Source organism: Faecalimonas sp. LCP19S3_D12 (assembly GCF_052121495.1).
GTDB lineage: Bacteria > Bacillota > Clostridia > Lachnospirales > Lachnospiraceae > Faecalimonas.
In genome coordinates, this window is sequence record NZ_JBQKED010000022.1 from 15463 (window position 1) to 41725 (window position 26263).

At 35.0% G+C, this 26263-nt stretch carries 27 protein-coding genes and 1 pseudogene; 24 read left to right on the forward strand and 4 right to left on the reverse strand.

Features of this window, described 5'->3' with window-relative positions:
- The first annotated feature begins 5 nt into the window (after positions 1-5).
- Positions 6-1280: a redoxin family protein gene (locus tag ACTQXY_RS08275; protein WP_441659090.1), complete on the forward strand. Its 1275-nt coding sequence runs from the start codon at positions 6-8 to the stop codon at positions 1278-1280.
- A gap of 51 nt (positions 1281-1331) precedes the next feature.
- Here ACTQXY_RS08275 and ACTQXY_RS08280 read toward each other — a convergent pair whose 3' ends face one another.
- Positions 1332-2285, reverse strand: a complete 954-nt coding sequence (locus tag ACTQXY_RS08280) for a phospho-N-acetylmuramoyl-pentapeptide-transferase (RefSeq protein ID WP_441659091.1) — start codon at positions 2283-2285, stop codon at positions 1332-1334.
- 214 nt (positions 2286-2499) lie between these two features.
- On the opposite strand from ACTQXY_RS08280, the gene ACTQXY_RS08285 reads away from it, so the two are divergent.
- From ACTQXY_RS08285 to ACTQXY_RS08305, 5 genes are all read left to right on the forward strand, one after another.
- Positions 2500-3651 (forward strand): double-cubane-cluster-containing anaerobic reductase, encoded by a 1152-nt coding sequence (locus ACTQXY_RS08285; protein ID WP_004612734.1) that lies wholly within the window; start codon positions 2500-2502, stop codon positions 3649-3651.
- 147 nt (positions 3652-3798) lie between these two features.
- A complete protein-coding gene (locus tag ACTQXY_RS08290; protein WP_008975335.1) occupies positions 3799-4983 on the forward strand; it encodes an ATP-binding protein in 1185 nt (394 codons plus the stop codon).
- Complete coding sequence (locus tag ACTQXY_RS08295; RefSeq protein WP_117836696.1) at positions 4976-5719, forward strand: PD-(D/E)XK nuclease domain-containing protein; 744 nt, start codon at positions 4976-4978, stop codon at positions 5717-5719. Before ACTQXY_RS08290 ends, ACTQXY_RS08295 begins: the two co-directional genes overlap by 8 nt.
- Before the next feature lie 77 nt (positions 5720-5796).
- The gene (locus ACTQXY_RS08300; RefSeq protein WP_441659092.1) at positions 5797-6306 is read left to right on the forward strand and encodes a YkgJ family cysteine cluster protein; all 510 of its coding nucleotides are present in this window, start codon (positions 5797-5799) and stop codon (positions 6304-6306) included.
- Between the two features lie 23 nt (positions 6307-6329).
- Positions 6330-7583: an SEC-C metal-binding domain-containing protein gene (locus ACTQXY_RS08305; protein ID WP_441659093.1), complete on the forward strand. Its 1254-nt coding sequence runs from the start codon at positions 6330-6332 to the stop codon at positions 7581-7583.
- Positions 7584-8082: 499 nt separating this feature from the next.
- Here the strand turns inward: ACTQXY_RS08305 and ACTQXY_RS08310 are convergent.
- A pseudogene (locus tag ACTQXY_RS08310) lies at positions 8083-8499 on the reverse strand (IS982 family transposase); the annotation flags it as partial.
- On the opposite strand from ACTQXY_RS08310, the gene ACTQXY_RS08315 reads away from it, so the two are divergent.
- A complete protein-coding gene (locus ACTQXY_RS08315; protein ID WP_441659094.1) occupies positions 8494-8730 on the forward strand; it encodes a hypothetical protein in 237 nt (78 codons plus the stop codon). The pseudogene ACTQXY_RS08310 and the gene ACTQXY_RS08315 sit on opposite strands and share 6 nt — an antisense overlap.
- A 121-nt stretch (positions 8731-8851) precedes the next feature.
- Positions 8852-9028: a transposase gene (locus ACTQXY_RS08320; RefSeq protein ID WP_441659095.1), complete on the forward strand. Its 177-nt coding sequence runs from the start codon at positions 8852-8854 to the stop codon at positions 9026-9028.
- A gap of 272 nt (positions 9029-9300) precedes the next feature.
- On the opposite strand, the gene ACTQXY_RS08325 is transcribed toward ACTQXY_RS08320, so the two are convergent.
- Both ACTQXY_RS08325 and ACTQXY_RS08330 read right to left on the reverse strand, forming a co-directional pair.
- Positions 9301-10683: an ISL3 family transposase gene (locus tag ACTQXY_RS08325; protein WP_441659096.1), complete on the reverse strand. Its 1383-nt coding sequence runs from the start codon at positions 10681-10683 to the stop codon at positions 9301-9303.
- Entirely contained in the window at positions 10628-11071 is a 444-nt protein-coding gene (locus ACTQXY_RS08330) for a transposase family protein (protein WP_028087929.1), read from the reverse strand. The genes ACTQXY_RS08325 and ACTQXY_RS08330 overlap by 56 nt, the downstream gene beginning before the upstream one ends.
- Positions 11072-11205: 134 nt before the next feature.
- On the opposite strand from ACTQXY_RS08330, the gene ACTQXY_RS08335 reads away from it, so the two are divergent.
- The 16 genes from ACTQXY_RS08335 to ACTQXY_RS08410 all read left to right on the forward strand — a co-directional run bounded on the left by ACTQXY_RS08335 (position 11206) and on the right by ACTQXY_RS08410 (position 26254).
- Positions 11206-11940, forward strand: a complete 735-nt coding sequence (locus tag ACTQXY_RS08335; protein ID WP_441659097.1) for a radical SAM protein — start codon at positions 11206-11208, stop codon at positions 11938-11940.
- 71 nt (positions 11941-12011) lie between these two features.
- On the forward strand, positions 12012-12725 hold the full coding sequence (locus ACTQXY_RS08340) for a sortase domain-containing protein (protein ID WP_441659098.1): 714 nt from the start codon (positions 12012-12014) through the stop codon (positions 12723-12725).
- A 52-nt stretch (positions 12726-12777) separates the two neighbouring features.
- Positions 12778-12957, forward strand: coding sequence for a hypothetical protein (locus ACTQXY_RS08345; RefSeq protein ID WP_441659099.1), 180 nt, complete (start codon positions 12778-12780; stop codon positions 12955-12957).
- 236 nt (positions 12958-13193) lie between these two features.
- Positions 13194-15590 (forward strand): hypothetical protein, encoded by a 2397-nt coding sequence (locus tag ACTQXY_RS08350; RefSeq protein WP_441659100.1) that lies wholly within the window; start codon positions 13194-13196, stop codon positions 15588-15590.
- 54 nt (positions 15591-15644) lie between these two features.
- A complete protein-coding gene (locus tag ACTQXY_RS08355; protein ID WP_022250360.1) occupies positions 15645-15947 on the forward strand; it encodes a WXG100 family type VII secretion target in 303 nt (100 codons plus the stop codon).
- Positions 15948-16005: 58 nt separating this feature from the next.
- Positions 16006-16461, forward strand: coding sequence for a type VII secretion protein EssA (gene essA / locus ACTQXY_RS08360; RefSeq protein ID WP_441659101.1), 456 nt, complete (start codon positions 16006-16008; stop codon positions 16459-16461).
- Positions 16430-16666 (forward strand): hypothetical protein, encoded by a 237-nt coding sequence (locus ACTQXY_RS08365; protein ID WP_022250358.1) that lies wholly within the window; start codon positions 16430-16432, stop codon positions 16664-16666. The genes essA and ACTQXY_RS08365 overlap by 32 nt, the downstream gene beginning before the upstream one ends.
- Before the next feature lie 28 nt (positions 16667-16694).
- Positions 16695-16979 (forward strand): TIGR04197 family type VII secretion effector, encoded by a 285-nt coding sequence (locus ACTQXY_RS08370; protein WP_441659102.1) that lies wholly within the window; start codon positions 16695-16697, stop codon positions 16977-16979.
- Position 16980: 1 nt separating this feature from the next.
- Complete coding sequence (locus ACTQXY_RS08375) at positions 16981-17280, forward strand: hypothetical protein (protein WP_022250356.1); 300 nt, start codon at positions 16981-16983, stop codon at positions 17278-17280.
- Positions 17281-17284: 4 nt separating this feature from the next.
- On the forward strand, positions 17285-18706 hold the full coding sequence (locus ACTQXY_RS08380; RefSeq protein ID WP_441659103.1) for a hypothetical protein: 1422 nt from the start codon (positions 17285-17287) through the stop codon (positions 18704-18706).
- A gap of 14 nt (positions 18707-18720) precedes the next feature.
- Positions 18721-19263, forward strand: coding sequence for a hypothetical protein (locus ACTQXY_RS08385; RefSeq protein ID WP_022250354.1), 543 nt, complete (start codon positions 18721-18723; stop codon positions 19261-19263).
- Positions 19264-19289: 26 nt separating this feature from the next.
- Entirely contained in the window at positions 19290-19586 is a 297-nt protein-coding gene (locus ACTQXY_RS08390; RefSeq protein WP_441659104.1) for a DUF4176 domain-containing protein, read from the forward strand.
- A 29-nt stretch (positions 19587-19615) separates the two neighbouring features.
- On the forward strand, positions 19616-20767 hold the full coding sequence (locus tag ACTQXY_RS08395) for a type VII secretion protein EssB/YukC (protein ID WP_441659105.1): 1152 nt from the start codon (positions 19616-19618) through the stop codon (positions 20765-20767).
- Positions 20764-24930 carry a type VII secretion protein EssC gene (essC, locus tag ACTQXY_RS08400; RefSeq protein ID WP_441659106.1) on the forward strand — a complete coding sequence of 1389 codons (4167 nt, stop codon included), beginning with the start codon at positions 20764-20766 and terminating at the stop codon, positions 24928-24930. Before ACTQXY_RS08395 ends, essC begins: the two co-directional genes overlap by 4 nt.
- Positions 24931-24940: 10 nt before the next feature.
- A complete protein-coding gene (locus ACTQXY_RS08405) occupies positions 24941-25375 on the forward strand; it encodes a DUF5082 domain-containing protein (RefSeq protein WP_441659107.1) in 435 nt (144 codons plus the stop codon).
- Between the two features lie 54 nt (positions 25376-25429).
- Positions 25430-26254 carry a DUF5037 domain-containing protein gene (locus ACTQXY_RS08410; protein ID WP_243132350.1) on the forward strand — a complete coding sequence of 275 codons (825 nt, stop codon included), beginning with the start codon at positions 25430-25432 and terminating at the stop codon, positions 26252-26254.
- Positions 26255-26263 lie beyond the last annotated feature (9 nt).

The following is a 26263-nucleotide window of genomic DNA, read 5'->3' on the forward strand; positions in this document are numbered from 1 at the left end:
AAAGTATGAATTTTTCACTGGATGTCAGTGTCCCTGCATTAACTGTATTTTTTCAGGGACTCCTTAGTTTCTTCTCCCCATGTGTATTGCCGTTGATTCCGCTTTATATCGGCTATCTGTCAGGAGGTACAGGAAAACGGGGAGCAGATGGGAAAATACACTATCAAAAAAGCAAAGTAATGATTCATACGCTCTGCTTTGTCATAGGCGTCAGTTTTGCTTTTTTTGCGCTTGGTCTTGGGGTATCAGCACTTGGAAGTTTTTTGAATAAAAATCAGATGCTATTTGCCAGAATCGGTGGTGTCATTATTGTATTATTTGGGTTCTATCAGCTTGGCGTATTTGGAAACAGCCGTGTGCTTGGAAAAGAGCGCAGACTTCCATTTCATTTGGACAAGCTGGCGATGTCTCCGCTCACTGCATTGATCATGGGATTTACATTCAGCTTTGCGTGGACACCATGCGTGGGTCCGGCGCTTACCAGTGTTTTGTTAATGGCAGCGTCTGCAAACACAAAGGTTATGGGTTTTGTGTTAATCGGCGTATACACGGTAGGATTTGTACTTCCATTTCTTGCAGTTGGTCTGTTCACAACAACGCTTTTGGAATTTTTTAAAAGTCATATGAATGTAGTTAAATACACGGTAAAAGTAGGCGGCGCGCTGATGATTCTGATGGGTGTTTTGATGTTTACCGGAAAAATGAACGCATTTACCGGCTACTTGTCCGGAGGCACAAATGCAAATTTAGAATCACAGGAAGAGACAGAGAAGGAATCAGAGGATGCGTCGGAAGATAAAGAAGAAAATAAAGAAGAGGAATCCAAAGAAACTGTCGTTCCGGCAATTGATTTTACACTGAAAGATCAGTTTGGAAATGAGCATACGCTTTCTGATTATAAAGGGAAGACTGTATTTTTGAACTTTTGGGCTACCTGGTGTGGACCGTGCCGAAGCGAGATGCCGGATATTCAAAAGCTTTATGAGACCTATGAGACGGAAGGGGACAATGCTGTCATCATTCTAGGTGTAGCTGCACCCGGACTTGGCCAAGAAAAAGATGAAGCAGGCATTAAAGCATTTTTAGATGAAAATGGTTATACGTATCCGACACTTATGGATACAACCGGAGATCTTTTCTCGGAATATGGGATTTCCTCTTTCCCTACTACATTTATGATTGACCGAGATGGGAATGTTTTTGGATATGTGAGTGGCGCTCTGAACGAAGATATGATGAAAAATATCATTGAGCAGACGCTGGAAGGAAAACGCAAATAGAAAAAATAGAATGTGCCAATATTATGGTCACATTCTATTTTTTTATCTATGTTATACAAGCAAAAGAAATGCAAGTACAGAACAAATCACTTGGATGATAATAAATCGGATTACGACTTGTGTGTCAGACCAGTTGTGGTTTTTCCTCAAGTGGTCATGAATCGGAGTACGTGTATTTTTTAAAATTGATATTTTCAAAAAACGTTTTAAAAATATCTTCACAAGTCCGAGTCCACCGTCAACAATTAACACTGCTGCCAGCAGGATGTAAAGGAATGGATGTCCTGATTTGACCGTGATGATTGCAAGATAAAATCCAAGTGCACGCGATCCGGCATCTCCCATGAGCATGCTGCTCGGAGAGGTATTGAAATATAAATAGGCAAGTAAAACTGCGACAAATAAGAAGTTTGCATTTGTATACATACCAAGTACATCTTTAAAGATCAAACTGAAAGAAATCAGTGATACGGTACACAGACTTGCGCAAAGTCCGTCCACTCCGTCAGAGCAGTTTGTCACATTGATCGATACCCAGATCAAAATAATTCCAAGTATGACATACACTGCTTTCGGAATGACAAGTTCTGTCTCGAAAAAGTGGATGACCGTAGTATTATAATTTACGAATGTCAGCATAGTCACGATTGAGATGATCAGGTCTATGAAACCCTTTTTGTAATCACTCCAGGGAGTGTCCGCTGCATCATCCAGATATCCGCTTAGCATGACACAGAAAAGTAATATCAGATAGATGATATACTCACGGTCAATTGGCAGAAACAATATACTACTGATGATAAAACAGAGTACAAAAGTCAATCCCACACCTCGAATCTTTCCTTTTGAGAGTTTTCCGTTGATTGCAAACTCGCGTCCCTGATCCACCGGCAAAAATGGAAGTGGAAACTTCAGTGCGAGAAATGTAATGAAAAACGTAAAGAGAATACCAATCATAATCAACTGAGTGGTATTCAAATAATTGTTAAATAATTGATACATCATTTTCTCTTTTGTTTGTCCTTAATAGGCAATCCTTTCTTTGGTTTTTCTTTATTTTAACATATTTTGTATAGAAAGTCATTCTGAAAAAAATAATACAAAACTGTAAAAATATATTAAAAATCCCTATAAATCTATTGAGAAATTCTATTTGCTTTGAAAATTTCGTTTTGCTACAATCATTTTATAAAATTTCAGCACAAGAGAGGGAAAAATCATGGAAATTATTAAAGAATTACCAGAAGTATTTGAAGAATTTGCAGAACAGAGAAAAAATTCATTTTTGGCAGTAAAAGAATTAAAAGACAAAGGTGTTCCGGTTGTGGGTGCTTATTGTACCTATTTTCCGCAGGAGATTGCACTTGCAATGGGCGCTGCAACAGTGGGATTATGTTCTACCTCTGACGAGACTATTTCAGAAGCAGAAAAAGATTTGCCAAAAAATTTATGTCCATTGATCAAATCCAGTTATGGTTTTGCAAAGACAGATAAATGTCCATTTTTCTATTTTTCTGATGTTGTTGTCGGAGAGACAACCTGCGATGGGAAAAAGAAAATGTATGAATATATGTCAGAATTCAAAGATGTATACCTGATGGAGCTCCCAAACTCGCAAAGTGAGGACGCATTAGAGCTTTGGAAGAAAGAGATTATCAAATTCAAAGAATATTTAGAGAAAAAATTCAACACTACGATTACAGAAGAGCAGATTCGTGATGCGGTGAAGATGAATAATGCAGGAAGGCGTTCTTTAAAAAGGCTGTATGAAGTAATGAAACATGATCCGGCTCCGATTAAAGGCCATGATCTTTTTAAGGTGTTGTATGGAAGTACATTCAAGTTTGACCGTTCCCAGATCCCAGCAGAAGTCGACGCACTTGTCGCTAAGATCAATCAGGAGTATGCAGAAGGGAAAATGGAAGAAAAGAAACCGCGTATTCTTGTGACCGGATGTCCAATTGGCGGAGCGACAGAAAAGGTCATCAAGGCAATCGAGGAGAATGGCGGAATCGTTGTTACATACGAAAGCTGTACAGGTGCAAAATCTATTGATAAGCTGGTAGATGAAGAAAATCCGGATATCTATGATGCTCTGGCAAGGAGATATCTAAATATAGGATGTTCTGTGATGACACCGAATCCAAATCGTTTAGAGCTGCTTGGAAGACTGATTGATGAATACAAGGTAGACGGTGTTGTGGAGATGATACTTCAGGCCTGTCACACATATAATGTGGAGTCGCTTGGAATCCGCAGATTTGTAAACGAGAAAAAGAATATTCCATATATCAGCGTGGAGACAGATTACTCACAGGCAGATATTGGTCAGTTGAATACAAGGATTGCAGCGTTTATTGAGATGCTGTAGAGTACTGTGAGAAAAGGGTGGAATGTGTAAGTTCTGTCCTTTTTCTTTACTTGAAGTTTTCTCTTTAGACCAATAAAAAGTAATAAAATGTTTAAAAAGTAATAAAATGTGTTATAATTAGAGTAATTAATATTTGGAGGTACTAATATGAGACTAAAAGCAGAAAATGTATTTAAACCTGGAGCGTATCCGGAATATACATATGTCTCCAGGAATTATGAAAATACAGGTATATCATATGAATTACGTTTAAAGCAGGCATTGAGAACAGCGGGTTGCCTTACATCATTAATTGGACCATCAAAAATGGGAAAGACAATCTTATGCGAGAAGGTAATTGGATTTGACAACATTGTTGAAATTTCTGGTGCGGATTTTAACAGCAACACAGATTTTTGGGCAATTGTTGCTGCAAAAGTGGGGTTGCCTTATAAAGGAGAATTGACAACAGAAAGAGAGGTTAATGAAGGAAATAGTAAGGAAACAGATAGTAAAAGTGAAAAGTATGTTCTAGCGAAAGATACCGTTATTCAATATTATAAAGAGCACGATAAAGTATTAGTAATTGATGATTTTCATTATGCTTCAAAAGAGATGCAGACAAAAATGGCACAACAGCTCAAAGATGCAATTAGAAGAGAATTAAAGGTAGTCGTAGTTTCTCTTCCGCATAGGGCAGACGATGCAATTCGACAGAATGCAGATTTATCGGGAAGATTGAGTTTAATTAATATTGAAGCGTGGGAAAAAAAGGATTTAAAAGAGATTGCTTTAAAAGGATTTAAACAACTTGATATTAAGATAACAGATGAAGTTGCAGAACAGTTGGCAGTTGAATGTCTTACATCACCACAGTTAATGCAGTATATTTGTCTGAGCATTTGCACATTGTTGGAAGACAAAAATGAGCATATTGTAAATTTTGATATGTTGGAAATGGCATATAAATTTACAACGGTTAACTTTAACTATTACGATGTGGTAAATGTAATGTCTAAAGGTCCAAATCCGCGTGGAAAGAAAAGAAATTTATACAAAACATTAGATGGAAAAGAATTGGATTTGTATGGACTGATCGTGGAATCGTTAGCCAAAAATCCTCCGATTATGGAATTGGATTTTGACACAGTTTATGACAGAATCATAAACCTTATTCCTAAAACAGAAGGAAAACCGGATAGAAATTCTGTAAAAAGTCATTTAAATAATTTACAAACAATCCTAAAAGAAAAAGAAGAAATTTATAAAGCAATAGAATGGAAAGACGGAAAAGTGTATGTTTTGGATCCATTATTTTTGTTTTATCTGAGATGGGGGAGAATGAATGGATAATATGCTGAAAGAGTATATCGAAAAGTTGAAATTAGTGGATACTGTAGAGGAATATGAGGCATTTATATTGAAGCTGCACCAGATGATGAAACAAGAATCATATAAGAATGATATTGTTCAAAATATTAGAAATAAACAGAAATATATGGTGAACAAATTTTCAAAAGAATCTACCCGTGAAAATATGTTAAAGGCAAAAGAAAATCTGTTGATCTATTTGGACAGTATTTTATGTGAAGAATATGAGGAGTCATCACAATTTATTCAAAAGGAGATTGAAAGGTATCTGCGAAATTTTTATTTCTTCTTAGAAGCGTTTAGGGAAGTAAAACCAGATAAGAGGGCATCACTTACGTCTGAAAACTTGAAAAAAATACAGATTGAAAATGAATATGATTTACAGCATTTGCTTTATGCAGTTATAAAGCCATTGTATCCGGATGCTAGAAGAGAGGTAAGTGATGATTCGGGAGTTGGAACTGTTAGAAGCGATATAAAAATTCTTTCTTTAAATACAATCATAGAAGCAAAGTGTACAAGAACATCAACAAACTTAAAAAAGCTGACAGAAGAAATAGAAGCTGATATTGTACATTATAAGGCGGATTATATATTCTTTTATATCTACGACAAAGAAAAAATTATAAAAGACAGGCATGCTTTTGAAACAAATTTTAACAGGAGTTTTGATGGAAAGGAAGTCAGGATTATTATTTTGCAACCTGTCAATATGTAAAGGATAAATTTGACGGGACAGAGTTGGGTGAGAAAAGGCTCAGTGTCAGCAAAAGATGAGAAAAATGGGGTGATAATATGATTGCACCAAGAAAAGTAAAATTTGAAGCGAAGAAAAAGGAAAATGAAAATATTGAATTCCGTACATTTTTAAAATGTAATGCAGATGAAAAAGAATTGGACGAGCAGTTCAAAAAACTTCACGAAGAGTTGTTTGCAAAATATGACTGCAGCAGATGTAGGAACTGTTGTAAGATGTACTGCGGAAGTATTCCAGAAGAAGATTTGGAGAAAGATGCAGAATATTTGGGAATTACGAAAGAAGAGCTTATAAAGTCTTATTTGATGAAAAAAGAAAGTGAAAACATATATGTAACCAATCATCATCCATGTGATTTTCTGAAAAAAGACGGAAACTGTAAGCTGGGAGAATATAAACCTGAGAATTGCAGGAAATATCCATATACGGATCAACCAGAGAGGTTACATAGTTTGTACAGTGTATTGGAAACAGTAGAAGTCTGTCCGATCGCATTTGAAATATATGAGAGATTAAAAAAAGAATATGGATTTCGTTATAGAAGATAAATTATTATAGATATGGAGCAGAAATGTTATTAAGAGAATATTTGACAGAATATACAAAAGAAGAACTATTAGATCAGGCAAGAAGTTTTGAAATCAGAAAGTGTTCAGGACTCCGAAAAGCTGATTTAATAGATAGAATTGTTGATACTTTTTGTACAGAGGAAATGCTTAGAAGCAGATTAGCATGCCTTACAAAAGAACAGATGGACTTATTTCGGAAAGCTTGTATTTCCCCTACAGCTGTTTCTGTAAATGAAGTGGTAGATGCGATGCAGCTTTACAGATACTGGATCGGATATTTTGAAGACCCTACTGACAGATTTTGCGTATTTAAAGATGTTGCTGTTGCCTTTTCCAAAATAGATGATGAGGTATTTCGACGGAAGCAATGCAGAAAAGGCTGGATGGTAAAGTGCATACATTTTTTTATACAATATTATGGAATAGCACCGATCGAAGTTATCTATGAAATGTATAGGCAGAAAGTGAAGTGCTCTATAGATGAACTGATAGAAATGCTTTGGGAAATGCCAGTTGATATTGTAGAATCATGCCTTTTTACAATGGACAGACTTGGGATGAAAGGATGGCCAAAAGAGAATCCGTTATACTCAGAAAAAGGAATATTTGTGCATTTACAGTTGTTTGAGGATGAAGAATTTGATTATTTGCTTCGACAACAAATGGATAAAGATTTTTATATTCCATCGGCACAGCAGATAGATGAGATATGTAGAATTGGATATGAGGCAAGTTCTTCTGAATATAAAAAGTTGGAATCTTTTTTCACTAAGAAATTAAGGCTTCCTTACGATCAGGCAGTGACATGGTGTCTGCAAGTATGGGCAAATAGTTATGAAGGAGAACCACCATCAAAGATTATCAATAAAATGACGGAAGCCAATATTGAATTTGAAGAAAAGATGATAAATGAATTGTTAGGATTACTTGTGGCGGCACATAACAATACCCGAATGAAAGAGAACAGAGGGTACAAACCAAGTGAAATGGCAAGAAAAAAGCCTATTGATAAAATGCCAACAATTGTTCCGGCTAGTTCTAATGCGGCTGCGATTTTAAAGGATGCCACACCACAGTTGCAAGCTATGGGAGTGCAGGTCGACTTAAATGGAAATACGGATGTTATTCAAACAACAATGTTTCCGAGAGGGCTGAACGAGGAACCAATACAAGTAGAAAAGAAAATATATCCAAATGATCCGTGTCCATGTGGCTCAGGAAAGAAATATAAAAAATGTTGTGGAAAGAATAATTGATACTAAGAACGGCTTTAGACCAGTTACTATCGAGTGCTGTTTTTGGTGTTTTTATGCTACTTTCGTGGATTGTGCTGACAGAATAATACTAGAGCGTGTTTGAAAATTGCTGCAAATTAGTCATTTTAACCAAATTAAAACAGAGGCAAGACATATGAATCCTAAATAGGTGAATGCATATTTATCATACCGGGTTGCAATTCTTCGAAATCCTTTTCATTTGAGAAATAATTTCTCAACTAAATGATGTTCCTTATATAGCCACCAGCCACAGTGACGTTCAAATTTTGCATTCTTTTTTGATGGGATTGTTGGTTCTGCACCGTGTGTATAGATATAATCAATCTATAATACTCACGATGTCGCTGATACTATTTTCTTTACAAAAAATCTGCGAAAGCAGTAGAATTGTTCAAAATGGTAGAAATACCAGTCTTCAAGAACACGAAACATAAACAAATAGAGTTAAGTTAACCTGTTGTGCTAATCCCATTTGATTTGCATGAACCTTGTAACCCAAATAAGTTTCCTCTTTGGAAGGACATTTTCCATAGTCAGCACCGTAATCACGGAAAGAGAGACAGTATCGTGCTCTGCCAAATTTACAGACTGCAAGTGGGAAACTATCAAGCACAAAATATTGGCTGACCGGTATGGGAAAAGCAGAAATCATTTTCTGACGCAGCAACTCCGTTGTCTGGAGAAGCGCACGTCTTGTCCTGTTAAAACGACTTCGGCTACAAAGTTTAGGAAAAAGATGGCGATAATTCTTTTTCACAAAAGAAAACCAGACATTCTCTGAATCAATACCAGCCAGTTCACCACAAATGCTGATCGTGATAATTTCCGGATCAGACAATTTGGCATCCAGGATATGCCGTCTGGAAATAACTTCAGGCGGGGCAAATTGATGATGGAACGGGCAAAGGAGGGCTATTTTGTCAGGGATCCGGAAAGAAATCTAGTGTATTGTCCAGCAGGTGAAATCCTGCAGCAAAAGCGTATTAAGAAAAATGGAAACATCCATTATACCAATAAAAATGCATGTAAGCATTGTAAAAACAGAAACAAGTGTTATAAGGGAAAAGGTGAATGGAAAGAGATTGATTTTACAAAAGATAATCTGGAGAAGCCCTGTAAGGAATGACTTAAGGCAGAAGGAAAAGAATGTATTATTTCAAAACATAGTGCAAAAGGGCATTATGAAAAAGTGAAAATAGTAAGATTCACTCTAAAACCCAACTGAGAAAATGGTTATGAGGATGTGCTTGTCAGAGCATCCATTTGGAACAATAAAAAGAGCGATGGGAGCCACCTACTTTCTGTTAAGAGGATTGCGTAAGGTGACTGGAGAGTTCGCGCTCTTATGTCTGGGCTATAATATAGAAAGAGCTAAAAATCCCATTGGACTTGAAAAGATGATGGAGATAATAGCAGGAGTATAAGCTCCTTTTCTTCGCAATGTGTGTTTTATTCAGTTTTCAATGGCACATTGGAAGAAAAGGGGGATTTTTATGGTAGAGAATCAAGTTTTCGGACGGGCTGGAGGATTCATGTGCTGCTTCGAAGAATGAAATAAAATGCAGAACAATCAGCCAAAATGAGATTGGTTGGAGAAGAAAGATGCAAGGCACTATGTAAAAGCAAAAGGAATTTTGTTTTTATCAAATGGTATGAGAAGTTAATAACGTAAACGCTCAATAGGTTCTTTCCATTGTTAGTTGAATTCACAGCGAAATTGCTCGTGTAAAAGCACTTTTGCTTTTAATAAATCAAAACTATTTCGTCCATACATAATTCTCTTAATTACTTTAATTTTGTTGACACTTCCTTCGGCAAGTCCATTATTATACTTTAATTTTATCCCGTTTTTTACCGCATTAATATCAATTCTTATGCCGTTAACATAGGTCTGTAGCTCAGGTATGTTAAAATTTTCTATTTTTTCAAGCCATGTTTCTAATCTTTCGTCGCGCCTTGAATATAGTATTTCATAGAATTCTTTTATTGCAGCATATAATTCTGTAATCACTGGGTACGTTTTAAGAACTTGCTCATATTGTGTTTTGGTAATTGTCTTGACATCACTTAATCCCTTATAGATTAATTGTATCAAAGATCTTCTCTGAATGTATTCTTTCGATTGATAATCCGAGCAGGTCTCTTGTTGACTTAAATGTGCTTCATTTCGAATACGTTCTTTTTGAATGAACATCCTTAAGGATGCAACTGAACCTTTATAACCTTTTTCGGTAATAATTTTATGAATATTGGGATAAGTCATTCCTTCGCTTCTTAACTTAATTACTTCAGCTTCATATGGTGCAAGCTTTCCTGGAATACGAGCATTATAATGTCCATCTTCAACAGAATAATCTGGAGATAAATATCTTTGTATCGTTTTACAGGTATGATGCATAGTCTTGGCTATTTCTTCTATAGGCACACCTTTTTTAGCTAATGCTCTTGCCTCATTAACTTCATTTTGTTTCTGTTTCATAGCTAATAGATGTTTCTTTTCCTTTACAATTGTCCTATTTTCAATTTCATCAGGATCGAGCATCAAATATTTTTGAACTGTTTTTACGGAGGAGTGCAATAATAATGCGATTTCATTGACTGTCATATTTTCCGAACGTTTTTGGTGAGCAAAACTAACACGTTCTTTGCGATTATTTATGTTATGTAATTTTAAAATTTCATCAGCTTCAGCGCTTACTGCTGGAATTTCTATACGTGCAGGAAATGTTCTTATCATATACTTTGTTATAGCCTCAGTCAGTCCCTTTATTATGTGGAATCTGTCACTTACTTGGATTATACCAGGATGCGATCTTTCTGCTGCATTTGCATACAACTGTGCACCATCTCTAGAAATAACTTCAATATTAGGATATTTTGACAACCACTCTTTTACTTCATTAGTATTTCGAGTTGGAATCAAATCGATTATCTTATGACTTTCCAAATCAACCATCACTGTTCCATACGAAAACCGTTTGCGCAACGCGAAGTCATCAACACAAACTTTTTTTACAGAAGACTTATCCACAATTGATGGCATTTTTTTTAAGCAAAGAACAGATACTGCTTTTTCCAACTTCTATACTGTTTGATTTTAGAATCTTTGCTGCATTCACAGAACTAAGCTGTGCTGATGTAAATAATATATTCTGAACAAGTCTTCTGGTTTTCTTTCCATTATTTTCTACAAATGGATGACACTCAGAAAATGTTTTCTTTTCACATTTGCAATTAGAACAAAACATTTTTCTAGTTTTCACAAGAAGTATTACCTTTCTATTTTGCATAGGAAGATCTTGAATTTCTCTTTCATAAGATGAATGTACCTTTGATGAAAGAGTACCACAATAAGGACATTTTACTTCACTCATCTTGGAGCTAATATAAAATACAGCAACATTATTTTTGATATGATATTTGTCAAGTTGATAATTCGGATCTAATGCAGTAATAAAATCTTTCATTTGTTTGCTACCTCCAACTATATACATATCATATCAATTTAATGCTTTGAAATCAACTAATACTGGAAAGAACCGGTAATGAAGCGGAAAAATGTAAGTATCCAACCAGATTAGATACCTACGGCTGTGGTTGTATGCATAACTGTTCCTACTGCTATGCACGCAGCCTTTTGGATTTCCGCGGGCTTTGGAATGCAGAAAATCCAAGAGTGGCAGATATCCAGAAAATCCGGAGAAAATTGGAAAAAGTACCACCGGGAACCATTTTAAGACTTGGAGGCATGACAGATTGCTTTCAGCCGGTGGAACGTCAGGAACAGGTTACCTATCAAACCATAGAACAGTTAAATGAATATGGTATTGGGTATCTGATTGTGACAAAATCCCATTTGGCAGGAGAAGAACGATACCGGAAACTTTATGATCCGAAACTGGCACACATTCAGATTACGATTACCTGCTTTGATGATAAGAAAGCTTTTGGCTATGAAAAAGCGAGCAGTCCTTCAAAGCGGTTAAGGGCATTATTAAAACTACAAGAAGAGGGATTTGATGTTGCGTTACGATTAAGTCCTCTGATAGAAGAGTATTTGGATTTTGATTACTTAAATAGGCTGCCGGTAAATAAAGTTTTAGTAGAATTTCTTCGGGTGAATGGGTGGATAAAAAAATGGTTTCCGGATTTGGATTATCAGAAATATATTTTACGTCAGAGTGGATACTGGCATTTACCGTTGGAAGAAAAAATCAGGATATTGAAAAAAATTCATCTTCCGTTGACGGTCTGTGAAGATGTCACAGAACATTATAAATATTGGAAGCAGCATATCAATCCAAATCCACTGGATTGTTGCAATTTAAGAAAATAAGAAACATAAGTGCAGGCGGTAGTATATCAGTTTTGGTATGCTGCCGCCTTTTTTACGTTGGAGGTAAGAAAATGAAAAAAGAATACTTTTTACTTGGGATATTAAGCGTGATCTTGCTGGTAGCAGGAGTCTGGATTTATCAGATTATCAGTGAATACCAAAAAGCAGAACAGGAATATGAAAAGTTGCAAGAATATGTGAAAGTAGAAAAGAATACAAAAGAGCCAGAAGATATGAAGCCGGAAACTACAGAAGATGATAAGGAAAAAGAAAAGCCGGAAGAAGCCGTAACGGTCGATTTTGCAGCTTTACAGGAAATCAATCCAGATGTTGTAGCATGGATCAGAATTCCAGGGATACTGGAATATCCGGTGGTAAGAGGGGAAGACAATTCTTATTATTTGAACCATACGGTGCAAAAAACTTACAATATTGCGGGCAGTATTTTTTTAGATTACCGGAATGAACGGGACTTTTCAGATAGTAAGAATATTATCTATGGCCATAATATGAAAGATGGAAGTATGTTTCATGTATTGAGAAATTATCAGGATATTGATTTTTTCCAGAAGCACACGGATATGGAGGTTTATTTACTGGATGGAAGAACTTTGAACTATCAGATCACAACTTGTGAACAGGTACCGGCAGATAGTGAGATTTATCAGATAGAAAGAGGATATGTTGAGGATAATAAGGGAAATGAAATCATATTGTCTACCTGTAGTGCAAAAGCAAATGTCAGAATTATTATAAAAGCATATTTGAAAGAAAAAACATCATGAAGATACCAGAAACAAGATATTAAAAAAGCAGATTGGAAAAGGAGGATACAAGGTGTATTTAATTGAAATTGATACAAGGAAATTTGATTTTCAAGGAATATCACATGAAGAATATCTGGAGTTTTTTGGATATCGAGGCATAAAAAAAATAACTAGTTGTACTTATGCAGTAACAAAAACAGGACTGGCTTTACCAACAATTAGAATTATTTCGGATAATTATAAAGTTTAAAACGATGAATCAAAATAGACAGGATGTGAGCAGAACCATTTTATAACTAAGTTTTTTTGATGATGTGCAGTTTTCTAGAAAAGTAAATGAATTCCTTCCTTTATTGTGAAAAAAATATCTATTCTGTCAAAAAAATATTGTGATAAATGGAAGATTATGGTAAAATAGGCTAAATAAAAAATGCATTGAAAGTATTTGAAATGTAATTCCAAAGATAAGGAGGGGAATGATTTGTAATGAAATACAAAAAAGTCGTTGCAGTTCTGCTTGCTATTGGGTGTATTGGGCTTGTAGGAACCTTGGGATATTTCCTTGGACAAACAAATCAAAAAGGACCTGATGTAAAACAAGTAGTTGCCCCAGTTGCTGAAACAGAAAACACAAAACAGGAATCAAGAAAAATTGCGGTAGTCAATCTTGATGAAGGGACAACATCAGCAGAGGAAAAAATAAATTATGCAGATAAGATTGTTCAATTTCCCAGTTCTTCGTTTGAATATTCATCATTAGAGGAAGCAAGAACAGGATTAACAAACGGAAAATATGGTGCTTACATAATCATACCAGCCGGATTTTCACAAAATGTGGTCAGTCTTAATACAACACCACAAGCTGCTCAACTTGAATATGCTTTAAATAAAAATTTTTCAGGAGAGTCCCAGTATCATTTGTTATATGATGTGATGAGTTTTGGGAATTCTTTGAATGATAGTTTGAGTTATATGTATTTGAACAATATTCTTTCCGAGTTTCATAAGGCTCAAGATGGTGCGGCTACGGTTATGAATAATGATTTAAAAGATAAAGATGCTATTGAGAGCATACAGTCGCATGATTTGGTACAATTAGTTGAAATTCCAGAGTTAAAAAGAGAAGAAAATACAACAGAGCCATTAAATGTAGAAGAATATGTAGAAAAAAATACTGCTTTAGCAACAGATCTTGACTCACAGTACAAAAAGTGTGTAGAAGAGGCACAATTACAACTGCAAGATATGCAGACGGAAGGAGGAAGCCTTTCAGAACAGCTTACGTCCTTAGCTGAATATACGGAACAGTTAGATGTATTTAAAGATGAAGATGGAAATTCCGTAGTTGATTCTGCAAATAACAAACTGGACGAAGTTTTGAACAAAAAACCAGGAAATACAGTTGATACTATGCTTGAAGATTTGAAACGGCAACCGAATATTATAGCAGGTGAATTAGGGAAATCAATAGAGATTTATAATCAGGGATTACCAAAGCAGTTGACTGACCGATTAAATGAATTTGCAAATAAAATAGAAGCAGCAAATCCGGGATTGGTTTTGGAGAAAACAAGCGAAGGGGGTTTAGAATTACATTACGCTACTTCGGATTCACCAAGATTATCTATAACCCTTGCAGATGCTCCAAACTCTGAAGAAAATCAACAGGCAAATATGACAAAGCAGTTATGGAGTGCCATTACCAGTAAACTTGCAACGGCAGCAAATGAACAGGAAACTATTGAAATTATGGAGGAAGATCCTGATTTAGGTATAGAAATTCCGAAAGTATATACAACTGCAAAATCGGTGAAGACAGCGCTTGCAGAATGTGAGCAAGATCCTAACATGATAGCCATGTGTAATAGTCTCGGGTATTCTTCTGTAAATGCTTTTGTGAGTGATGCAGGAAATGGAAGTTTGTCACTTGACAAAACTCATGAAATTGTGTTTGATGGCGATTTGAATGCTTTTCAGCAGTACATTAATTCCGTGATTGAAAATGTACCGCGAGAGGTGACTGCATTGCAGGAATATAAAGATTATCGATATGATGAAGCAGGAAATATGATTATCGATCCAGAAACAAATCAACCAACTGCAATTCAGGATAGATTGAAGCATTATGGAACGCAGGTGGAAGCGCTTGAAACAGAACTTGGGAATGAACATACAACAAATGGGCAGGAAATAAAAAATGTATTCAAGGATTTTTATGTAGATCCAATGCAGAAAAATCAAGAGAACTTCAATGGAATCCTGCAACAAAAATATGAGGCTGAATCAGTTTATATTAATGAGTTTAATGAAAAGCTGAAGGCATTTGCACCATCTGTACAAGATGAATATATTGCAGAAAATGTAAATGGAATAAAAGAGAATAACGGATTGCTCCAGAAGAGTTTGATAGAAAATAATATGTCTTATGTTGATTATGCAAATAAAGTATATACTACGACAGAAGAAAATATCAATACTCTTCAGAAGGGGATTCAGGATGCAAAAGATGCCTCAAACCAGGCAGTTGAAGACGGATTAAATGCAGCGAAGAACACAAAGGCAACCACAAGTAAAGAAAATCAAAATATTTTAGCCGACTTTTCATCAAAGCTTCCATATACGAGACTAGGAAGTATGGAATATACACAGGCTTATCAATTTATCGCTAAGCCAATTAATTTAAATGATGTTTCAAAAGAAAAGGAAAAAGTAGTGGAAGGGAAAGAAGTAAAAGAAACTTCTGCAAAGGCTGTTTCCGCAAAAACAACAAAGGAAAGCAATATAACCTCTTATTTGATTTATATTGTTTTTGCAGTACTTTTATCGGCACTAATTATATTCTTGATTTTGAGATATTTTAGAAATAAAAAACCAGAGCAATAAGCTGTTAAGCAGCATTGCATATAAAAAAGGAGAAGCATTCAAAGGAGGTACATTATGGCAGATGTAAACAACATTAAATTAAGCCCGGAGCAGATGGAGACAAAGGCAGCAGAATTTAATACCAGATGTGAGGAGTTCAATCAAGTGGTTTCTACTATGAGAAACATGGTAACAGCTTTATGCGATGAATGGGCTGGTCACAGCAGTCAGGCATTTTATGATCAGTTCCAATCTTTAGAACCAAGTTTTACAGCTACATCAGATCTTATCACATCAATTGCACAGCAGTTACGTGATGTATCCGCAGCAATGCAGAGCATCGACCAGGAAATCGCAGGGAAAATTGGAGCGATGTAGTAGTAGAGAGCCGTCGGGATTTTCCCGGCGGCTTTTTGAAAATATGAGGAACGTATGTATGGAAAAAATGGATGACACAGAAAAAGTACTTGAAAATAATGCTAATAGTGATATTAACTTCGACACCTCTGTATTACAGGAGAAGAATGAAACCTATTCTTCCTTAACGGATACTTATGGGATAGATTTGTTTACAGATCAATATGAAGAGAAAATTCAAGAGGTGCATTTAAAAGAATATGATGCATATCAGAAAATAGAAAAAAAGTTATTTGAAACAGATTTAGAAAGTGGAAAAAATGAATACGAAAAAATACAGGATCAACTGTTTTTATATACAAGTTCAGAAGTAAAGAAAGAAGAAATCAAAAGAACAGATAATACATTGGGCGTAAATATTGCCATAATAGGGATTATGGTCATACTTTTCTTTTTTGTTTTCTTCCTGATTTTTGACAAAAAAAGGAAAAGGAGACGTGAAGATGCAATTAACACTTACACTTACGAGTACTAAATATCAAATTAATAAAGATATTATGGTAAATTCTAAACAAAAGATTTGCGAAACCTTACAGATTTTAAAAGAAGCAGGACAAATAAATCCAGCTGTTGGTGATGGAGACAAATTAAGATCTATGCGCACAGGAATGTTCGTGCAGAAAGAATTTACTTATGAAGAAGCCGGGATATTCTATGGTGATATATTGTCAATATTATAAAATGAGAAATGGAAAGGGGAAATAGAATATGAGTAATATACAAAGCAATACACAGGTTGCTTCAAGTAGTTCAGAAACAATTTCAGCAAGTGCAAATAGTTTACAGGAGAAAGAAATATCAAAAGATACAGAGTCAAATATTACTGCCAAAGGAAATTCTATTACGGCATATGAAACAAGCCAGACTCAAAAATCAGCTTATAGATATGCATTAGAACAAGATGCACAGCATATAAAAACTTTAGGTAAGACATTTGAGCAAGTGGATCAGAGTATTGCTAATATATTAACTACTGGTTTATTAGGTGATTAATATGGAAGATAATGAAAAAAGGCAGTTACAGGATAAAATTGACGACTATAAAAAAGCGATAAGAACATTAGAAGAAAGTAAAGATGAAATCAATTATCAGGATAAAATAATAGAAAATATTTTTTCAGATATGTTTCTGCAATTTAAGCATGATGCAGAATTTTGCAAGAGTATCTCTAAACTTCAACAATCAGTATGGGAGGCAAAGACATTTAAAGATTCAAAATTTTCAGAAATAGAAAGTGATTTGAAAAGTAATCTGAAAAAACTAGAGAAAGAGCAGGAAAACGAGGAGTGGTAAAAGTATGGGATTAAAACTTTATCCAGGTTCTATAAAAGAACAGGCAGATAGCATTATTCAAAATCTGAAATCTGATAACAAAGATTTATTATCTGCATTGCAAACAATTTCACAATTTGTACAAAATACAGAACTTAAAGGAGCAGCCTGGGAAAGCATGAAATACCAGTTAGGAAATCACGAAGCTGTTATTCAAGGCTTTATTTGTGCGAATGATTCTGTAATTCAAGAACATGAAAATCTGAAAAGTTCAGTTGGAGATGAAAATCTTGATGAGGAAGAATTAATAGCAAAAAGAGACTCTCTTATGTCCACGAATGCATTTTTAGAAAAAAATATTAGTTTAATGCAAAGCAATATGCAAAATGATGTAATGAAGATAAAGTATGGTTTTTGGTATCAGGAAATGATTTTTCAATATCAAATTTCTATTAATCAAAATCAAACGCTTATTGATGAGTTGAATGAAAAAATACAAAAACTATATGATATAGAAAATACTACGGCCTCGTTGTTTTCAGAAAGCATTACTTTATATGATACTGTGAATGAAGGAATTGTGGCTATACAAAAAGGTTGGAATGGAACTGGTTTTTCTGTTTCATTAGACACTCCAGAATGGAAAAAAACTGTTCAATTACGATGGAATGATAGAACAGAAAAACTAGAAAAGGAAATGGAAGAATATGTAAAAAAATTAAAAAAGAAAGTTCCGAATATAACTTTAAAAGAGTGGTCAGAACTATATGAATTGTATCAAAAAAATCCAAATGCTGAAATACCGGCTGATTTATTAAAAGAAATGCTGAAAAATATTGGACAAATACCAAATGAAATTAAGGATAATATGCAAATGGATATAATATCAAAAGTTTTTGAATCAGGTGGTAAATCTGTAGTAAAATTGGGGGAAATATTTTTGTCTACAGGAATTCAGGGACCTGCAACAGAAAATAGTTTTGTTATATTAAGTAATTCATTTGCTCAACAAAGTGGAAAATTAATTAATACAGGTACAAAATTACACTCTTTTGGAAAAGTCGGAATGCCTATTATAGGCGCAGCTATAGATTTTAGCGGTCAACTTATTTCAGGAGAAAAAGTTGGTGACGCAACGGTAAAAGCTGCTGGACACTTGGGCGTTGGTTTGATTGCTGGGGAATTGGGCACTATGGCAGGAACAGCTGCAGCAGCAACATTGGCAGTAGGACCTATCGGTGTCGCTGCTATTGGAATTGCAGCAGGTGCAGCAATCGCAGTATTTGGTAGTAGAGTTTTTGACCATGCGTATGAAAATAATTGGCTTGGGATAAAAGATATAGGGAAAGAAATAAATGAAGCGGTTGATGATGTAAAGAAAGGATTATCAAATGTAGGAAAAGCAGTATCTGGATTTTTTGATGGATTAGGTAATGCTTTTGCGTGATGGAGGATTTAAGAATGATGCTTTTATATTTTAATTCAGAAAAAGGGATGAATTATTATTATTCAAATGAAACACAACAGATTTATGCTATGAAAAATAAAGGAAGTGGTGGGCTGCAAGTGGGATTAGTTGCGGGTGCATCTATGATTATTTATTTTGTTTTAAATAAAATTGATGTCCAAATAAAAACGAATGTTAATATTTTATATTGGACAACATTGATACTGGGAATTATTGCTGGACAGATTTTGTTTTATCTAGGTAAAAAAAGATTGGACAGATTAATAAAAGAAACGGCAGTTGAATATACTTGCTCGAAACTTGAAATTGAACAATTCGTCAAAGAAGGGAAAAAACAGCTTGGAAGTAATACATGTTTAGTTATAATATTGTTAATAATTTGTTTTGCATATAGACCTTTAATGATGATTATTAGTCCGTATAGTGCAGTCGTAACAGTTTGTCATTTTATTATATGGACTCTAACAATCTTGTTGTTAGAAAGTTATCTATATACGAAGCCTATTGCTCGATATAAATATTATAAAAATATATAATATACTTATTGAAAAGGAGAAGAATTATGAATGTATTGCCACTTGGAAGTGTTATAAGATTAAAAGATGGAGAACAGAAAATTATGATTATATCAAGAGTTCCTTTATATAATAATGAAGGAACCATAGGTTATTTTGACTATGCAGGGTGCTTGTATCCGCAAGGACAAAATAGTCAGATGACATATTTTTTTAACCATGAAGATATAGAAGAAATCTATTTTACAGGGTATGTAGATGAAATGGAAAAAGAATTTTTGAAACAATATGAGTTACAAAAAGATAAAATAAAGTATCCAAAATTAAAAACTAAAGCAGATTAGAATTATTTTACTTGAAGGTGAGGAAGGTTATGGAAGATACAGTAATAAAAGAAGTTATTAAAAAATCAGAAGTTATAGCAAAAGATGCATTTGAATATCAATGGATCACCTATCCGGAACATGGATTTTTACAGTCGCATATAGAGGAAAAGAGCGAAGAATTAGAAATTACATATGATTTAGAAAACCAAAGACCGTTCATGGAGATTCGAAAAGAAGACCTTCCTGATATCCTTTTAGTTTTAGATGATATTGGAAATCTTAAAAAATACATAGAAAAATATTCTTTTTCTTTGCAGCCCCAAAATCTGTTTTATGATCTTCATGGAAGTGTGAAAGCGAAAAGCAGAGATGTTTTGTCTGCAAGTACAGACCGAGAGGAACAGTTCTTAAATGCCTATAAAGCAGTTATTGGATATGCCTTACAGAATAAATACACATTTGAGGATTATCTGCGGGGAGGTATGCAGCTTTTAGGGAAAGAAGGGGTGTTAGGACAAGTACAGTCAGGAACCACGGTAGAAGACATACAAAAGATACTTTGTGAAGAGTATGAACGAATTAAGAAAGACCGTAGAGAGAAGAAAGTTCTGATACCAAAAAATAAGGTGACAACATTAAAAGTAACAGTAGCAGTTCTCGGGTTCGTATTGTTTGGGACAGTTGGATACATAGGATATGACCGCATAGCAAAAGAACCTTATCAAAGAGCCGTTATAGAGCTTAGTGATGCATATGTTCAGTCTGATTATGTTACATGTATAGACTGTATGAGAAATGTCAAGGTGCAGAACATGACAGCTCCACAGAAATTTATGCTTGCGAATGCATATGTCCGTAGCGAAAATCTTACACAAGAGCAAAAAGATAATATTTTAGCTAAAATGACATTGAATGATACGGAGTCAAAATTAGATTACTGGATTTATCTAGGAAGAAGCGATACAGAACAGGCTGCTGATATTGCACTACGACTTTCGGATGATCAATTACTTTTATATGCATATATGAAAGAAAAAGCAATAATAGAAGAAAATACAGAATTAACAGGTGCAGAAAAATCCGATAAGCTGAATGAAATTACAAAGAAAATGGAACCCCTAATGGAAAAATATGAAACGGAAGATCAAAATAACTATGAAAGTATAACTACAGGGGATACTGAGGGGGATGGAGAATGAAAATGGAAACAGGAAGAATAAGATTATTTCGTCCCGATTACTTTACTATAGGTTCAAGGAAAACAGATATCATTTTTCCACAGTGTAAGGTCGATATTATTGTAAAAGGGAAAGAAATTTCTATTCATAAAAAAACGGAAGATGTTTTGCTTATAAATGATAAGGTGATACAGCAAGACAAGGTGTTACTGGAAAATGGAGATGTTTTAACAATTGGAGATATTTCTGTTATTTTGTTGGAAAATGTAATTCTTATAGAAGGGAAGATTGCTGAAATACATACGCAACTTCCCGTTATGAAAGATTCCAGAGTCCCGTTTGAAGGCTTTCCGAAGTATAAACGTTCTCCAAGAATTATCAAAAGAGTACAGGAAGAAAAAATTCAATTAGAGAAGCCAAAAGAATTGATGGATCGTAAAAAAGGCGGACTTGTTCAGCTAATATTGCCACCTGTGATTATGATTTGCATTACCATTGCAATTAGCGTGATTATGAAGCGGGGATTATTTGTAGTGATGGCGGTTGCCGGTACAGGGATGTCTTTAGTTGTTTCCATTATGCGTTTTTTCAGTGATAAGAAAGAATTAAAAGAAAACAAAATTCTGAGAGAAAAAACCTATAAGCAGTATCTATTGCGGAAACGAAAAGAAATCTATCATGCCTATTGTAAAGAAAAAGAAGCCTATGAATATAATTATCCGTCTGTATCTGAAATCCGGAATATGATTGAAGAATACAGCCCTAGAATTTATGAGCGAAATTATAATGACGAAGATTTTCTAAAAGTATCATTGGGAGTAGAAAAAACACATCCACAGCTTCAAATTCAGCTGAAACTTGATGAATTAAAGGCGAAACCAGATATATTGGAAGATGAGGCAAAAGCAATTCAAAAAGAATTTTCTGTCATTGAAAAACCGGTAGTTATCGATTTGAAAAAGGCACATCTTGGCCTGGTAGGAGAAAAAAGTGTAATACATGAGCAAATAAAAGCACTCATTTGCCAACTCACGTTCTTTCACAGTTATCATGATTTGGAAATTATTGCAATCTATGATGAAGCTTATCAGGAAGATTTCCAGTGGATGCGCTGGTATCCGCATTTTAAAATCCATACGGTAAACAGCGTTGCAATGATCAATTCAGAAAACAAAAGAGATCAGATTTTAGGAAGTCTATATCAGATTTTAAAAGACAGGAAGCAAAAAGAAGAGGAAAGCAAAAAAGAGAGTACTTTTCTACCACACTTTCTCTTTCTGATTGATGAGCCAAAATGGATTATGGATCATTCCATCATGGAGTATTTGGAAAAGGAAGGGTATAATTTAGGATTTTCTATCATTTATACCTCTCATTTAAGGGCAAATCTGCCGGAAAATATAGGAACTATTGCAATGCTGAAAAACTCAGAAGATGGACTTCTGCTGATTGATGAACGGGAAGAAAAGCAGGAAAACTTCAGGCTTCATAATATGCAGGGAATTCCTTTAGAGTGGCTTGGAAGAAATCTGGGTGTGCTGGAACACATGCAGGGGATTAGTGCACAGATACCGAACAGTATTACTTTCTTCCAAATGTATCAGGTGGAACGACCATCACAACTTCGGATTGAAGAAAGATGGAGAAAAAATAATTCTTCAAAATCATTGGCAGTACCGCTTGGTGCAAGAGCAGCCGGAGATTATGTGTATTTGAATCTTCATGAGAAAGCTCATGGACCGCATGGTCTGGTTGCAGGTACAACAGGTTCCGGAAAATCAGAAATCTTACAATCGTATATTCTTTCACTTGCTGTAAATTTCAATCCTTATGAGGTTGCCTTCCTTTTGATTGACTATAAGGGAGGCGGTATGTCTAAGATGTTTACAGCCCTTCCACATTTATTGGGGACGATTACGAACTTGGATGGTTCCCAGAGTATGCGTGCGTTGGCATCTATCAAAAGTGAACTAGCAAGAAGACAAAGTATCTTTAATCAATATGATGTGAACCATATCAATAACTATAATAAGTTATTTAAAAATGGAGAGGCAGAAGAACCTCTTCCACATTTATTCCTGATCAGTGATGAATTTGCTGAATTAAAAAAGGAACAGCCGGAATTCATGTCAGAGCTGGTATCTGCTGCCCGTATTGGACGAAGCCTTGGTGTACACTTGATTTTGGCAACTCAGAAACCTACAGGTGTAGTGGATGATCAGATTTGGTCAAACTCAAAATTTAAGTTGGCACTTAAAGTACAGAACGAAGCAGACAGTAAAGAAATTTTAAAAACGGCAGATGCAGCAAACATTACACTGCCTGGACGTGCCTATCTGCAAGTGGGTAATAATGAAATCTATGAATTGTTCCAATCTGCATGGAGTGGAGCTGCTTATAATGAAGAAGAACAGAAAGAAAAAGTCGATGACCGGGTTTATGTACTCAATGAAATCGGACAAGGGGAATTGGTAAATCAAGATTTAAGTGATACGAAAGAAAATAACAAAGTAGTAAAAACTCAGTTGGACGCAGTAGTACGCTATATTCATGAGTATTATGAAACACAAGATGTAAAAGAGGTGAAAAAACCTTGGCTTCCACCACTACCGGAACAACTTGTAAGCCCACAGGAACTTATTCGTGCAACCCAAAAAGAATTGAACATGAAAATTGCTATGGGACTTATTGATATTCCAGAAAAACAGGAACAGATTCCATATGATGTTGATTTTATCAAAGATGGGAATTTGCTGTATATTGCTTCAGCAGGATATGGAAAAACCGTCTTTTTGACAACTGCGGTTTTGTCCTTGGCTATGCAGAATAGTGTGCAGGATTTGAATTTTTATATTTTGGATTTCGGAAACAGTGGTCTGATGCCATTAAACAAACTTTCTCATGTGGCAGATTATATTGTATTTGATGACTCAGAAAGATTCCAGAAGTTAATGGGGATTTTGCAGAAAGAAATCAGAGAGAGAAAGAAAAAACTGGCAGATGAAGTAGTACAGAATTTTGAAGTTTACAATCAGGTTTCTGCAGAGAAAATGAAAGCAATTGTTCTTGTGATTGACAATTTTGATGTAGTAAAAGAACTTGGATATGAGGCTGAAGAATTTTTCCAAAAGATTTCCCGTGATGGTTATGGACTTGGGATTTTTGTGATTGCAACTGCTACCAGAAGCAACAGTATGAAATATTCTACCTACAATAATTTTAAAAACAAAGTGGCGGGATATCTGTTTGATGAGTCAGATGTAAATTTAATCGTTGGAAGAAGCACTTATAAACAATCAGAAACAAAAGGACGAGCTCTTTTGAAATATGACAATATGATAAGTGTAATGCAGCTTTACAGCATGGTCAAGTTTGAAACAGAATTGGAATATAAGGATAGAATTAAAGAATTGATACAGAATATTGATGCTCTGTATCCCGGTGAACAAGCTCCAAGAATTCCGGTTCTTCCAGAAAACTTGTTCTTTGCAGATATGAAAGAATATCCTCATACAGAGCAGGATATTTATGTTGGACTCGAAAAAGAAGCTGTGTGTGCCTGCGGATTCCAGCTTGGAAATACACCATTTACGATTCTTGGTGAAGCAGCAAGAGGTAAGACAAACGTATTGAAGGTCATTCTTGATCAGATGCTGGGAAAAGGAAAAATCTATCTGGTGGATTCCAAAGCTATGGAACTTTATTCCTATAAAACATCAGAAGAAGTTGTTTATATAGAAAATCAGGCAATGGTGCCTCTGCTTATAGATGCACTCAAGGCAGAGATCACAGAAAGAAATCAAAAAGTCAAGGAATCATTAGAAATGGATCCGACGTTAAATCCAAAGGAAATCTGCCGGGAATTGCAGCCGTTTAGCTTGATTGTAGACGATTGGGATAATTTTGTGGAATTGACCAAAACACAGGCGATAACTTTGGCTCCTATCCTGAATGAGGCAGCAGGTGTTGGTATCAGTATCATTTTGACTGCACATTCCGGAAAGATGAAAGGATTTGACGAAGTGACGAAATTTGCGAAAAACACAACAGAAGGTTTACTTCTTGGAAGTCAGGGAACAACGGCAATATTCCCGATTAATTCAGCCAAGGAACTTCCACAGTTTAAAGATGGTTTATTGTTCCATAATGGAGCTTATGTTAAAGTGCGGATTCCAAAATATTAGGGAGAATTTTATGGATAAGGATAAAAATGGAGCGGCAATTGCTGAATGTAAGCAAAGAATAGCAAAATGTAATGCACAAATAACAGATAATAAAATAACTATCGAAAGTTTAGAAGAAAAAATTGAAAGACTTAAAAGTGTAAGGGATGCAGTAAATGTAAAAAAGGAAGAAATAGGTACGACAATCTGTAACATGGCAGGAACTATTGAATCTATGGATTATTTTACATGGTGTGGAAGCAATAGAGAGTCTTTTGATGGGGAAGCAATAAAAGCATTGGAAGATTGTGATGCTTTCAAACAGGATGTAGATAGCTTACAAGATGCATTGAATGATGAAATTACACAATTGGAGAACAGACGATATGAGCATGAAGGCATCATTGGACAATTGAAGATGGCACTTAATGATTTGGATAATTGGCTTACCAAATTACTAAATTAGTAAAAGTCATGTAACTATTCATTAGAAAAGTGCCACAGATAGGAGGAAATCGGTTTGAAAAGAGGAGGATATAAATCAGTACTATTAGTGAGTTTTTTCTTAATCATAATGTTGGGAGGATGTGGAATGGATACGAAAAAAGAAGTTATAACCAAGGCGATAGAGAGTTATTTACAGGAAAAATACGGAGAAGAATTTGAAGTACTGTCTTGGAACCAACCTAAACTGTTACCATCAGATAATGGAGCAATTTATGCAACATGTATTGCAAAAAGTGATCCAAAACATCCATTTGAAGGAAGCTATTTTTATCCAGAAGAGAAAAATGCAAAAATAGAGGTTATTGATGATGGATATGCAGAACGTCTTTTGGCAAAGCAGATGGAATCTAAGGTAGAGAAAGCAGTTTCACTGGTGGCAGAGAACTACTATATTCAAGGGCAAATTAGAGGAATAATGGAAGAATGGCAGGGTATATCTATAGAAGAAATTTCAAAGTGGGAAAACTATGCTGCACTTCGAAACCAAAGCGAACCAGATTATAAAACACTAGGGACTATTTGGGTTTATCTTGACGCTACCACGATGACTGGAACGACAGATGAAGAAGAATATAAGATGTATGAGGAAGTATTCCAAAAAGAGATGGGAGGGCAAGCTTTATTTTATGTTTATTATTTAGATAAAAAGAATTTTCAACAGGCAGAGAAAATACTAGAAGTAAGAGCACCTGGAGATGAAGGAAGTAGCTTTGAAGAGATTATTGAAAATCAACCTTACTTTGGAACAATCATGCGAAGTAATTCAAAGACATTTGATGATTCTTTAGAGGTGTTCAAAGCAGCTAAACGGGGAGAAGAACAAGAAATATTTCAATAGGAGAAGAAA

Bases quoted from the DNA above. Each gene is read 5' to 3' on its own strand.
- ACTQXY_RS08275 (WP_441659090.1), top strand. From the start codon at position 6: ATGAATTTTTCACTGGATGTCAGTGTCCCTGCATTAACTGTATTTTTT.
- ACTQXY_RS08280 (WP_441659091.1), bottom strand. From the start codon at position 2,285: ATGATGTATCAATTATTTAACAATTATTTGAATACCACTCAGTTGATT.
- ACTQXY_RS08285 (WP_004612734.1), top strand. From the start codon at position 2,500: ATGGAAATTATTAAAGAATTACCAGAAGTATTTGAAGAATTTGCAGAA.
- ACTQXY_RS08290 (WP_008975335.1), top strand. From the start codon at position 3,799: ATGAGACTAAAAGCAGAAAATGTATTTAAACCTGGAGCGTATCCGGAA.
- ACTQXY_RS08295 (WP_117836696.1), top strand. From the start codon at position 4,976: ATGGATAATATGCTGAAAGAGTATATCGAAAAGTTGAAATTAGTGGAT.
- ACTQXY_RS08300 (WP_441659092.1), top strand. From the start codon at position 5,797: ATGATTGCACCAAGAAAAGTAAAATTTGAAGCGAAGAAAAAGGAAAAT.
- ACTQXY_RS08305 (WP_441659093.1), top strand. From the start codon at position 6,330: ATGTTATTAAGAGAATATTTGACAGAATATACAAAAGAAGAACTATTA.
- ACTQXY_RS08315 (WP_441659094.1), top strand. From the start codon at position 8,494: ATGATGGAACGGGCAAAGGAGGGCTATTTTGTCAGGGATCCGGAAAGA.
- ACTQXY_RS08330 (WP_028087929.1), bottom strand. From the start codon at position 11,071: ATGAAAGATTTTATTACTGCATTAGATCCGAATTATCAACTTGACAAA.
- ACTQXY_RS08335 (WP_441659097.1), top strand. From the start codon at position 11,206: ATGCATAACTGTTCCTACTGCTATGCACGCAGCCTTTTGGATTTCCGC.
- ACTQXY_RS08340 (WP_441659098.1), top strand. From the start codon at position 12,012: ATGAAAAAAGAATACTTTTTACTTGGGATATTAAGCGTGATCTTGCTG.
- ACTQXY_RS08350 (WP_441659100.1), top strand. From the start codon at position 13,194: ATGAAATACAAAAAAGTCGTTGCAGTTCTGCTTGCTATTGGGTGTATT.
- ACTQXY_RS08355 (WP_022250360.1), top strand. From the start codon at position 15,645: ATGGCAGATGTAAACAACATTAAATTAAGCCCGGAGCAGATGGAGACA.
- essA (WP_441659101.1), top strand. From the start codon at position 16,006: ATGGAAAAAATGGATGACACAGAAAAAGTACTTGAAAATAATGCTAAT.
- ACTQXY_RS08365 (WP_022250358.1), top strand. From the start codon at position 16,430: ATGCAATTAACACTTACACTTACGAGTACTAAATATCAAATTAATAAA.
- ACTQXY_RS08370 (WP_441659102.1), top strand. From the start codon at position 16,695: ATGAGTAATATACAAAGCAATACACAGGTTGCTTCAAGTAGTTCAGAA.
- ACTQXY_RS08375 (WP_022250356.1), top strand. From the start codon at position 16,981: ATGGAAGATAATGAAAAAAGGCAGTTACAGGATAAAATTGACGACTAT.
- ACTQXY_RS08380 (WP_441659103.1), top strand. From the start codon at position 17,285: ATGGGATTAAAACTTTATCCAGGTTCTATAAAAGAACAGGCAGATAGC.
- ACTQXY_RS08385 (WP_022250354.1), top strand. From the start codon at position 18,721: ATGATGCTTTTATATTTTAATTCAGAAAAAGGGATGAATTATTATTAT.
- ACTQXY_RS08390 (WP_441659104.1), top strand. From the start codon at position 19,290: ATGAATGTATTGCCACTTGGAAGTGTTATAAGATTAAAAGATGGAGAA.
- ACTQXY_RS08395 (WP_441659105.1), top strand. From the start codon at position 19,616: ATGGAAGATACAGTAATAAAAGAAGTTATTAAAAAATCAGAAGTTATA.
- essC (WP_441659106.1), top strand. From the start codon at position 20,764: ATGAAAATGGAAACAGGAAGAATAAGATTATTTCGTCCCGATTACTTT.
- ACTQXY_RS08405 (WP_441659107.1), top strand. From the start codon at position 24,941: ATGGATAAGGATAAAAATGGAGCGGCAATTGCTGAATGTAAGCAAAGA.